The sequence below is a fragment of the Streptomyces sp. DH24 genome (assembly GCF_029813775.1).
GTDB lineage: Bacteria > Actinomycetota > Actinomycetes > Streptomycetales > Streptomycetaceae > Streptomyces.
Genome location: NZ_JARVKW010000002.1, coordinates 250,828 through 263,619 on the forward strand (window position 1 = coordinate 250,828; position 12,792 = coordinate 263,619).

General features: G+C 73.6%; 1 protein-coding gene. It reads right to left on the minus strand.

Annotated elements, in window-relative coordinates; genetic code table 11:
• Positions 1 to 13: 13 nt before the first annotated feature.
• Positions 14 to 12,760, minus strand: coding sequence for a type I polyketide synthase (locus tag QC282_RS02545; protein ID WP_279547493.1), 12,747 nt, complete (start codon positions 12,758 to 12,760; stop codon positions 14 to 16).
• Positions 12,761 to 12,792: the final 32 nt, after the last annotated feature.

Below are 12,792 nucleotides of genomic sequence, written 5' to 3' on the forward strand. Positions count from 1 at the left end.
CGCCCGGGAGGCGTCAGTTGGCCGCCCAGGGCTTGTCGTCGAGGAGTGCGAACAGTTCGTCGTCGCTGGCGTTGTCCAGCTCGACGCGGTCGTCCTGGTGTGCTTCCGGTCCGCCGTCCTCGGCGGCGGAGGCCGTCGACCAGGTGGTGAGCAGGTGCTGGAGGCGGTTGCCGATCTCCGTGCGCACGTCGTCGCCGGCGGCCGGCGCGGCCTCGGCGAGAACGCCGCGGAGTTTGTCCAGCTCGCCGAGGAGGAAGGCGGCGTCACCGTCGTCGGCGGGGGCCAGTTCGGCGGCGAGGTGGTCCCGCAGGGAGAGGATCGTCGGGTGGTCGAAGACGAGGGTGGCGGGCAGGTGCAGTCCGGTGACGGTGTTCAGCCTGTTGCGGAGGTCGACCGCCGTCAGCGAGTCGAACCCGAGTTCCTTGAACGCGCGGGACGGGTCGACGGAACCGGCGGAGCCGTGTCCGAGGACGGCCGCGACCTGCGACTGGACCACGTCCAGCAGCACCCGGTCCCGTTCGGCCGGGCCCAGCCCGCGCAGCCTGCGGGCGAGTCCTTCGCCGGCACCGTCGGCCGCGCCGGCGGCCCGGCGCTGCCGTCCGGCGGGCAGCAGGTCCCGCAGCACCCACGGCACCTGGTCCCGCCGTGCCGCCAGGGCCGGGGTGCGCAGTTCCACGGGGACGGCCGCGGGCTCGTTGACGAGCAGTGCGGTGTCCAGCAGGGCCAGGGCGCGGTCGGTGGGCAGCGGCGGGAAGCCCTGCCGGCGCAGCCGCGCCACGTCCGCCTCGGGGAGACGGCCGCCCATGCCGTCGGCGGTCTCCCACATGCCCCACGCGAGCGAGACGGCGGGCAGGCCCTGCGCGCGGCGGGTCGCGGCGAGGGCGTCCAGGACGTTGTTGGCGGCGGCATAGGCCCCTTGGCCCGCGTTGCCGACCACACCGGCGAAGGACGAGAACAGCACGAACGCCGACAGGTCGTGGCCGCGCGTGAGTTCGTGGAGGTGCAGGGCGGACTCGGCCTTCGCCGCCAGCACGCGCGCCAGCCTCTCGGGCGTCAACGCGGTCACGAGACCGTCGTCGAGGACGCCCGCCGCGTGCACGACGCCGCTCAGCCGGACGCCGTCCAGTACGGCGGTGAGGGCCTCGCGGTCGGCGACGTCACAGGCCTCGACGCGGACCCGCGCGCCCAACTCCCCGAGCCGCTCGGCCAGGTCAGTGGCGCCGGGCGCGTCCGGGCCGCGCCGGGAGACCAGCAGCAGGTCCCGGACGCCGTGCCGGGTGACCAGGTGCCGGGCCACCTCGGCGCCCAGTCCGCCCGTGCCACCGGTGACGAGCACCGTGCCGGGCCGCTGCCAGGGGGCGGGCAGTGACAGGACGACCTTGCCGGTGTGGCCGGCCCGGCCCAGCAGCCGCAGCGCGTCCCCGGCACGGGCCAGGTCGTAGGCCGTCACGGGGACGGGACGCAGCGCGCCCTGCTCGAACAGCTCCAGCAGCGCCGCCCACATCGCGGCGATGCGTTCCGGGCCCGCGTCGAACGTGTCGAACGCGGTGTACGACACCCCGTGCTCGGCACGCACCCGCTGCGGGTCGCGTACGTCGGTCTTGCCCATCTCCACGAACCGGCCGCCAGGACGCAGCAGCCGCAGGGAGGCGTCCACGAACTCCCCGGCCAGCGAGTCGAGGACCACGTCCACGCCGGGCCGGAAGCGCTGCTCGAACCCGGTGTCCCGGGAGGAGGCGATCCGCTCGTCCGGTACGCCCAGTTCGCGCACGGCGGGCCACTTCGGCTCGCTCGCGGTCGCGTGGACCTCGGCGCCCAGGTGCCGGGCCAGTTGCACGGCGGCCATGCCGACGCCGCCGGCCGCCGCGTGGATCAGTACCGACTCGCCCGCCCGCAGGTCCGCGAGGTGGACCAGCGCGTAGTAGGCGGTCAGGAACACGACCGGCACGCTCGCCGCCTGCTCGAACGTCCAGCCGTCCGGCATCCGGGCCAGCAGCCGGGCGTCGGTGACGGCGGTCGGCGCGAACGCCCCGTCCAGCAGGCCCATCACCCGGTCGCCGACCGCCAGGCCGGTCACGTCCGGGCCCACCTCGGTGACGACGCCGGCGCCTTCGAGGCCCATGCGGCCCGCGTCGCCCGGGTAGGTGCCCAGGACGTTGAGGACGTCGCGGAAGTTGACGCCGGCCGCCCGCACCGCGACCCGGACCTGCCCCGGTGCGAGGGCGCGGGGTGCCTCGGGGATCAGCGCGACGCCGTCCAGGGTGCCGCGCTGTCCGACGTCCATCCGCCAGGACATCTCCGGCGTCACCGGCGGCGGCACGAGCACACCCCCGGACGCCATCCGCACCAGGCGCGGCACCAGCGCCTCGCCGTCGCGGAGGGCCAGTTGGGGCTCGTCCCGCGGGGCGAGCCGGGCGGCGAGAGCACGGTACGAGGCGGCGGTGCCGTCGACGTCCGCCAGGACGAAACGCCCGGGGTGCTCGCTGATCGCCGATCGCACCAGTCCCCACACCCCGGCGCCCGTCGGGTCGGGGGTCTGCGTGCCGACGCCGGGGCGCGGCACGACCGCATGGGTGGTCGTCACCACCAGGGGCGTGTCCGCCCACCGCTCCTGCGCGAGCCAGGTCCGCATGGCATCCAGGACACCAGTAACCCCACCCAGGAGTTCACCAGAGTTCGCGCCGACGGCGAGCACGACGGCCGAGGGCGCGGGTGTCTCCCCGGCCTCGACGGCGGCGGTCAGTGCCGCCAGGTCCGGGTGGTGCGACGCGGCCGGTGCGGCCTCCGCCCAGGAAGTCCTCGCGGTGCTGTCGCCCACCACGGCCCAGGGGCCCGTGTCCCGGCCGTGGGCGGCGGGTGCGGGGCTCCAGTCGAGCCGGTACAGGCTCTCCGGTCCGGTGGCGGTCCGCAGCAGGCCGGCCGCGGACACGGGGCGCAGCAGCAGGGAGTCGACCACGGCCACGGTCCCGCCCGCCGCGTCGGCGACGTGCAGCGCGTACTCGCCGGAGCCGCGCGGTGTGATCCGCGCCCGTACCCTGCTCGCGCCGACGGCGTGCAGCGCCGCGCCGGACCACAGGAACGGCAGCAGCGCCTCCCGCTCCTCTTCCGGCCTTCGCAGGGCCAGGGCGTGCAGCACGGTGTCCAGCAGCGCCGGGTGCAGTGCGAAGTCGGCCGCCTGCCCGGACACCTGCTCGGGCAGGGCCGCCTCCACGTACAGGTCGTCGCCGCGCGACCAGACCCGGTCCAGGCCCCGGAAGGCGGGGCCGTAGGAGAGCCCGGAGCGGTCGAGTCGTGCGTAGAGCGCGTCCAGGGGGAGTTCGTCGGCGTCGGCGGGCGGCCAGGCGCGCAGCTCGCTCGCGTCCCGGTCCGCGCCGGGCCGGCCGGGCCCGGTCTCCTGGGCCAGCAGGCCGGTGGCGTGCAGGGTCCACGGCTGGTCGGGGGCGGCGTCGTCCGGGGCGGCGTCGTCGGGACGGGCGTACACCCGAACCGCGCGGCTGCCGTCGCCGTCCGTGTCCGGCGGCTCGACGGCGACCTGGACGCTCACACCGCCGTCCTGCGGGAGGACGAGGGGCGCCTGGAGGGTGAGTTCGGCGAGGTGTGCGCAGGCGGCCCGGTCGCCGGCCTGGAGGGCGAGTTCCACGAAGGCCGTGCCGGGTACGACGACGTTGCCGGCCACGACGTGGTCGGCCAGCCACGGATGCGTACGGACCGACAGCCGGGACGTCAGCAGCAGGGTCTCGGAACCGGCCACCGGGACGGACGCGCCGAGCAGCGGATGCCCGGTGGTGCCCAGGCCGAGACCGCGTGCGTCGACGCGGGCACGGGCGGGCTCCAGCCAGTACCGCCGGCGCCGGAACGCGTACGTGGGCAGCTTCACCCGGTGCGCGCCGGAACCGGCGAAGAGTGCCGCCCAGTTCACGGTGGCGCCCCGGACGAACAGTTCGGCGACGGCGGTGAGCAGCGTCGCGGCCTCCGGGCGGCCCTTGCGCAGCACGGCGAAGGACGGCGCGGTCGCCGGGTCGGCCAGCCCGGTCAGCACCGGGTCGGGCCCGATCTCCAGCAGCCGGCCCGCGGCGAGGGGCCCGGTGGTGCCGCGCAGCGCCTCGTGGAAGAGGACGGGGCGGCGTATCTGCTCCACCCAGTAGGCGGGGGTGGCCCAGTCCGCTTCGCCGACGGCCTCGCCGGTGACCGACGAGGCCGCGGCGAGAACCGGCCGGCGGTAGTCGACGCGGGCGGCGATCCCGGCGAACTCGGCGAGCATCGGCTCCATCAGCGGCGAGTGGAAGGCGTGGGACACGCGCAGCCGGGTGGTGCGGCGGCCCAGGCCGGACACGGCCGCCATGACCCGCTCGACGCCTGCCTCACTGCCGGACACCACGACGGCCCGAGGCCCGTTGACGGCCGCGACCGCCACGTCTTCCGCGCCCCTGAGCAGTGCGGCGACTTCCGCCTCGTCCGCCTCGACCGCGGCCATCGCCCCGCCCTCGGGCAGCGCCTGCATCAGCCGGGCACGGGCAGCCACCAGCCGCACCGCGTCGGCGAGTTCGAAGACCCCCGCCGTGTACGCCGCGGCGAACTCACCGACGGAGTGGCCGAGCACCACCTCGGGTTCGGCGCCCCATGAACGCAGCAGCCGTACCAAGGACGTCTGCAGAGCGAACAGCGCGGTCTGCGCGTAGCCGGTACGGTCCAGCAGCGCCGCTTCCGGGCCGCCTTCGGCACCGAACATGACGTCGCGGACCGGCGTCCCGAAGCCGGGGTGACCGGCGAGCTCGGCGTCGAGCAGGGCGCACACCTCGTCGAGCGCGGCGGCGAACTCGGGGTACGCGGCGTACAACTCGCGTCCCGCACCCGGGCGTTGACTGCCCTGTCCGGTGAACATCCACGCGGTGCGGCCCTCGGTGACGACGCCGGTGACGGCCGGTCCGGCGAGTTCAGCCGGTCCGCCGAGTTCAGCCGGTCCGGTGAGTGCGGTGAGTCCGGCGCGCAGGGTTTCGGCGTCGGGGCCCAGTACGACCGCCCGGTGCTCCAGCGCCGCGCGCGTGGTGGCGAGCGACAGGCCCACGTCGACGGGGTGAGGGGCGTCCTCTTCGAGGTACCGGGACAGCCGCTCGGCCCCGGCGCGGAGGGCGTCTGCGGTGCGGCCCGAGAGGAGCCAGGGGATGACGGGGACAGCGGCCGAGGGCTGGGGCTGCGGCTGCGGCTGCGGCTGCGGCTGCGGCTGCGGCGAGGGTGCGCTCGGTGCTTCCTCCAGGACGACGTGGGCGTTGGTGCCGCTGATACCGAAGGACGACACACCGGCCCGCCGCGGACGGTCACCACGCGGCCAGGCACGATCCTCCGTCAGCAGCGCGACCGCACCCGTCGACCAGTCCACGTGGGACGACGGCTCGTCCACGTGCAGCGTGCGCGGCAGACGCTCCCGGCGCAACGCCATCACCATCTTCACCACACCGGCCACACCGGCAGCCGCCTGCGCATGACCGATGTTGGACTTGATCGACCCCAGCCAGAGCGGCTCGTCGTCACTACGCCCCTGCCCGTACGTGGCCAGCAATGCCTGCGCCTCGATCGGGTCGCCGAGCCGCGTACCGGTCCCGTGCGCCTCCACGGCGTCCACCTCGGAGGGTTCCAGCCGGGCGGCGGCGAGCGCCTGCCGGATCACCCGCTGCTGCGACGGCCCGTTCGGCGCGGTCAACCCGTTCGACGCCCCGTCCTGATTGACCGCGCTGCCCCGCACGACGGCCAGCACGGGATGCCCATTACGGCGGGCGTCGGACAACCGCTCCAGCACCAGAATGCCGCCACCCTCGGCCCAACCAGTGCCGTCGGCAGCCTCGGCGAACGACTTGCACCGACCGTCGCCGGCCAACCCGCCCTGCCGCGCGAACTCCTGGAAGATCGTCGGTGTGGCCATGACGGTGGCGCCACCGGCCAGGGCGAGATCGCACTCCCCCGCGCGCAGAGCCTGCGCCGCCAGATGGAGAGCCACCAGCGCGGACGAGCACGCCGTGTCGACGGAGACCGCCGGCCCTTCAAGCCCGAACACGTACGACAGCCGGCCCGATGCCACGCTGGGCGTGCTGCCGGTGAGCAGATACCCCTCGGTGTTGCCCTGCGGGTCGTCCACCGTCCCGCTGCCGTAACCGTTCGCGGAGACACCCGCGTACACGCCGGTCGCCGAACCCCGCAGCGAGGTCGGGTCGATGCCAGCGTCCTCCAGCGCTTCCCAGGCCGTCTCCAGCAGCAACCGCTGCTGCGGGTCCATCGCCAGCGCCTCACGCGGCGAGATCCCGAACAGCTCCGCGTCGAACGACGCGGCATCACCGATGAAGCCGCCGACTCCGGCCGCGGTCGTGTCCGCCAGCGCGTTCAGGTCCCACCCCCGGTCGGCGGGCAGGGGGGCGAGTGCGTCACGGCCCTCCTCCACGAGCTGCCACAGCCCGTCGGGCGACTCCGCCCCGCCCGGGAACCGGCAGCCCATCCCCACGACAACCACCGGATCGTCGTCGGTTCCGGCCCTTGCACGCTGCGTGGCCTGCGCCCGCGTCGCCACCTCACCGAGGACGCGCTCCGCGAGGTACTCGGCGAGGGAGTTCGGGTTGGGGTGGTCGAAGACGAGGGTGGCGGGGAGGGTGATGCCGGTGGCCGAGCCGAGGCGGTTGCGCAGGTCGACGGCGGTGAGCGAGTCGAACCCGAGGTCCTTGAAACTGCGCGCCGCGTCGACCGCCCCGGCCGAGGCATGCCCCAGGGCCCCGGCAGCGTGTTGCTGCACCAACTCCACCAGCAACCGCCGCTGTTCGGCAGGCGCCAGCCCGGTGAGCCTGCGGGCGAGCTCACCCCCCGTGGCGGCGGCACCGCCTGCCGACCTCCGACGAACCCTGGCCGGAACCAGATCGTGCAGCACGGCGGGCAGTGCGTCACGCCCGGCCTCGGCGAGCGCCGGCACACGCAGGGCCACGGGGACGGCGACCGGTTCGTTGACGAGCAGGGCGGTGTCCAGGAGGGCGAGGCCGTGACTGGTCGGCAGTGCGGGGAAGCCCTGCCGGGCCATCCGGTCCAACTCGGCCTTGGCGAGCGTGCCGCCCATGCCCTCGGCGGTCTCCCACATACCCCACGCCAACGACACACCGGGCAGACCCGCAGCGCGGCGGGACACGGCCAGGGCATCCAGGACATTGTTCGCGGCGGCGTACGCGGCCTGACCGACGTTCCCGACCACGCCCGCGAAGGACGAGAACAACACAAACGCCGACAGATCATGGCCACGGGTGAGCTCATGCAGGTGAAGCGCCGATTCCGCCTTCGCGGCGAGGACACGCGCCAGCCGCTCCGGAGTCAGGTCCGCGATCAGACCGTCGTCCAGGACACCGGCCGCATGGACGACAGCACTCAGCCGGACGCCCTCCAGCACACCCGCCAGCGCCTCACGGTCGCTGACGTCACAGGCCCGGACGCTCACCCGCGCGCCCAACCTACTCAGCTGCTCAGTGAGTTCGCGAGCGCCCGGGGCTTCGAGACCACGCCGGGACACCAGCAACAAGTCCCGCACGCCATGCCGGCTCACCAGATGCCGGGCCACCTCAGCACCCAGCCCACCCGTACCACCCGTGATCAGCACCGTGCCGGACTGCTGCCACGGAGCCGGAACCGAGACGACCACCTTCCCGACGTGCTTGGCCTGCCCCAGCAACCGCAACGCCTCAGGCGCCCGAGCAATCCCGAACGACGCCACCGGATTCGGCCTCAGCACACCCCGCTCAAACAACTCCACCAGAGCGGCGAACATCTCCGCGATCCGCTCCGGACCCGCATCCATAAGATCGAACGCGGTGTACTCCACCCCGAACTCCGCACGCACCTCCTCCGCGTCCCGAACATCCGTCTTGCCCATCTCCACGAACCGGCCACCCGGCCGCACCAACCGCAACGACGCATCCACGAACTCCCCCGCCAGAGAGTCCAGAACAACATCCACACCGGGCTGGAAACGGGACTCGAAGTCCGTGGTACGAGAAGAGGCAATCCGACTCTCGGGAATGCCGAGCTCGCGCACCACCGGCCACTTCGGCTCACTCGCCGTCCCATACACCACCGCACCCAAATGCCGGGCGAACTGCACCGCAGCCATCCCCACACCACCCGCGGCAGAATGGACCAGCACCGACTCACCCGCCCGCAACCTGGCAAGATCCACCAGCGAGTAATACGCCGTCAGAAACACGATCGGCACAGACGCCGCCTGCTCGAACGACCACCCCACAGGCACCCGCGCCAACAACCGGGCATCCGTCACAGCCGTCGGCCCGAACGCACCGTCCAGCAGACCCATCACCCGGTCACCGACCGCCAGCCCTTCAACCCCCGGACCGACCTCCAACACCACACCGGCACCCTCATGACCGAGCCGCCCCGCATCACCCGGATACATGCCGAGCACGTTCAGTACGTCACGGAAGTTGACGCCCGCCGCACGCACACCGACCCGTACCTGGCCCGGCGCGAGCGGGCTCGGCTCCTCCGCAACCAGCGCAACACCGTCCAGCCGACCCTGCTCCACCACATCCATCCGCCAGCCGTCACCCACACCCACAGGCGGCACGAGGACGTCGCCGCCGGTCATGCGGACCAGCCGGGGTACGTGCGCCGTCCCCTGGCGGACAAGGGCCTCGGTCGCGTCCTGCGGAAGGTGGGCCAGGGCGTCCCAGGACGCGGGGGCGGGGTCGGTGACGGCCAGGGCGATCCGGCCGGGGTGTTCGGTGGCCGCCGAGCGGACCAGGCCCCGGACGGCGGCCGTGGCGGGGTCCGTCGAGGACTCGTCGTTCTGGTGCGCGGCCGGCAGCACGACCAGCAGGCGTGTGTCGGTCAGGCGTGGTTCCGTGAGCCAGTCCCTGATCGTGCCGAGGGTGGCGGTCACCGGTTCGCGCAGTGGGCGTCCGGCCGTCGTGACCGGCAGCAGGACGGTGCCGGGTGGCTCGGTGCCGTCGTCGAGGGACGCGCGCAGGGCGTCCAGGTTCTCGTAGCGGCGTGCGCGGGTGCCGTCCAGTCCGTCGGGAAGGTCGCCGATCAGCGACCAGTGGGCGGTGGGCCCGTTCGCCGTTTCGGGCAGGGGTTTCCACTCGACCTTGAACAGGGCGTCCCGTACGGACGGGTCACCGGTCCGCAGGTCGGTGGGGGCGACGGGGCGGAGCAGCAGGCTGTCGATCGTCGCGACGGGTTCGCCGGTCGTGTCGGCGACGCGCAGTGCGACGGTGTCCTCGCCCCGCCGGGAGACCCGGACCCGTACCGAGGACGCTCCCACGGCCGTGAGCTCGACTCCCGACCACAGGAACGGCAGCAGCGCTCCGGGACGGTCCCGTTCCCACAGCCCCAGGACGTGCAGTACCGCGTCCAGCAGGGCCGGATGGACTCCGTAGCCCTCGGCGCCGCCCGCGACCGGCTCCGGCAGTGTCGCCGCCACGAACCAGTCGTCCCCGGCGCGCCACACCTCCCGCAGCCCCCGGAACGCCGGACCGTACGACAGACCCGCCGACTCCAGTCGGTCGTGCAGGCCGTCGACTTCGATCCGCTCCGCCCCTTCCGGGGGCCAGGCCCGCAGGTCCCGGTCCGGCTCGGTCGCCGCAGCGCTCGGGGCCAGGACGCCCGTCGCGTGCAGCGTCCAGGGCTGTTCGTCCGCGGCGTCGTGCGGGCGGGCGTGGATGCGGAGTGTTCGGTGCCCGGAGGGGTCCGGGGCTGCCACGGCGACCTGGAGTTCGGCGGCGTGGTCCGTGGCAAGGGCCAGGGGTGTCCGGAGGGTGAGTTCGTCCACGCGGTCGCAGCCGACGCGGTCGGCGGCGGCCAGGGCCAGTTCCAGCAGCGCCGTGCCCGGCACGATCACCGAACCGGCCACCACGTGGTCGGCGAGCCACGGGTGATCGGCGACGGACACCCTGGCGGTCAGCAGCACCGCGTCGGAGTCGGCCACGGACACGGCAGCGCCGAGCAGCGGGTGACGGGCGGCGCGCAGGCCGAGTCCTGCCGCGTCGGTGGCGGTGCGGGGTGCTTCGAGCCAGTAGCGGCGCCGCTGGAAGGCGTACGTCGGCAGGGGCACCTCCCGCGCCCCCGTGCCGGCGAACACGGCCGCCCAGTCCACCCGCGCGCCGCGCACGAAGGTCTGCGCCACGGCGGTGAGTGCCGTCTCCCGTTCGTCGCGGTCGCGGCGCAGCAGGCAGGCGGCGGGTGCCGGGTCGACCAGTGCGGACAGGACGGGATCGGGGCCGAGTTCGAGGAAGCGCGCGACGTCCAGTTCCCGGACGGCGGTTTCGGTGGCGGCGTGGAAGCGGACGGCCTCGCGCACCTGCCGCACCCAGTAGTCGGGGGTGGTCCAGTCGCCGCCGGTGACCACGGTGCCGGTGAGGGTGGTGACGGCGTGCGTCGAGGGTCGGTGGTAGGTGATCTGGCCGGCGACTTCCGCGAACGCGGCCAGCATCGGTTCCATCAGTGGTGAGTGGAAGGCGTGCGAGACGCGCAGCCGGGTGGTCCGGCGGCCCTGCTCGTCCGCCGCGGCCAGCACCTGGTCGACCGCGTGTTCCCGGCCGGAGACGACCACGGAGGTCGCGCTGTTCACGGCGGCGACGACCACGCCGTCCGTCAGCAGGGCGGCGATCTCCTCCTCGGTTCCCTCGATCGCGGCCATCGTCCCGCCCTCGGGCAGCGCCCGCATCAGGCGGGCGCGGGCGGCGACGAGGCGTACCGCGTCGGGCAGTTCGAGGACGCCGGCGGCGTACGCGGCGGCGAGTTCGCCCACCGAGTGGCCCAGGACGACGTCCGGTTCCATGCCCCAGGAGCGCAGCAGCCGTACGAGGGAGGTCTGGAGGGCGAAGAGGGACGCCTGGGCGTAGCCGGTGTCCCGCAGTGTCTCGGCGTGGTCGTCGCTCCAGAGGACCTGTTTGAGGGGGAGGGCGAGGCCGAGTTCGGTGTCGAGGAGGGCGCACACCTCGTCCAGGGCGTTCTCGAACGCGGTGAAGGTGGCGGCGAGTTGGCGTCCGGTGCCGGGGCGCTGGCTGCCCTGGCCGGTGAACATCCACGCGGTGCGGCCGTCGGTCACCGCGCCCTTGACCATCGGCTGGGCCAGCTGGGTGCGCAGGTCGTCGAGGTCGTGGCCGAGGATGACGGCCCGGTGGTCGAGTACGGCACGGGTGGTCGCGAGGGAGAGGCCGGTGTCGAGCGCGGAGTCGAGGGCGGCGGAGGCCAGTCGTTCGGTCTGGGCGCGCAGTGCGTCGGCGCTTTTCGCGGACACCGCCCAGGGGATCACGGGCAGTTGGACGTTCCGGTCGGGGAGGCTCTGGCTCTCCGGGTTCTCGGACGGCGACTCGGGGTCCGCTGCGGGCGGCTCGGGCGCGGGGGTTTCCTCGATGATCACGTGGGCGTTGGTGCCGCTGATGCCGAAGGACGACACACCGGCCCGCCGCGGCCGTTCACCACGCGGCCACGCCCGCTCCTGGGTCAGCAGCTCCACCGCGCCCGACGACCAGTCCACGTGCGACGACGGCTCGTCGGCGTGCAGGGTGCGCGGCAGGCGCTCGGCGCGAAGGGCCATCACCATCTTGATGACACCGGCCACGCCTGCGGCGGCCTGGGTGTGCCCGAGGTTGGACTTCACCGAGCCGAGCCACAGGGGTTCGCCGTCCTCGCCGCGCGCCTGCCCGTATGTGGAGAGGAGTGCGTGGGCCTCGATGGGGTCGCCGAGCCGGGTCCCGGTGCCGTGTGCCTCCACGGCGTCGACCTCGGCGGCGGTGAGGCGGGCGGCGGCGAGCGCCTGGCGGATGACGCGTTGCTGCGACGGCCCGTTCGGAGCGGTCAGCCCGTTCGACGCCCCGTCCTGGTTGACCGCGCTGCCCCGCACCACCGCCAGCACCGGCCTGCCCAGCCGACGCGCCTCACTCAACCGCATCAGCACCAAAACACCCGCACCCTCGGACCAGCCCGTACCGTCCGCACCCTCCCCGAACGCCTTGCACCGACCGTCCGACGCCAACCCACCCTGCCGCGAGAACTCCACAAACGTCGCCGGCGTGGCCATCACCGTCACACCACCCGCCAACGCCGCGTCACACTCCCCCGACCGCAACGACTGACACGCCAGATGCAAAGCCACCAGCGACGACGAACACGCCGTGTCCACCGTCACCGCAGGCCCCTCGAACCCGAACACATACGCCACACGACCCGAGAACACACTGCCCGCATTGCCGTTGGCGAGCAGGCCCTCCACCTCGTCCGGTGTGGCGGGCAGCCGGGAGGCGTAGTCGTGGTACATCAGGCCCGCGAACACACCCGTCCGCGAACCCCGCAGCGACAGCGGGTCCACACCCGCCCGCTCCAGCGCCTCCCACGACGTCTCCAGCAGCAACCGCTGCTGCGGATCCATGGCGAGGGCCTCACGCGGACTGATCCCGAACAACCCCGCATCGAACTCCGCCGCGTCATGCAGGAAACCACCCTCCCGCGCGGACGACGTGCCCGGCCCCGTATCACCGAACAACCCCGCCAGATCCCAGCCCCGGTCGACCGGGAACCCCGAGACCCCCTCACCCCCCGACGCCACCAACTCCCACAACGCCTCCGGCGAATCCACCCCACCCGGGAAACGGCACCCCATCCCCACGATCGCGATGGGCTCGTGGTCCCTGGCCTCCACCTCACGCAGCCGCTGACGGGTCTGGCGAAGGTCGGTGGTGAGCCGCTTGAGGTACGTCAGAGTCTTCTCGTCAGTGGGCACGTGAACCCTGTCCCTTTGTCACGTGAGGGGGA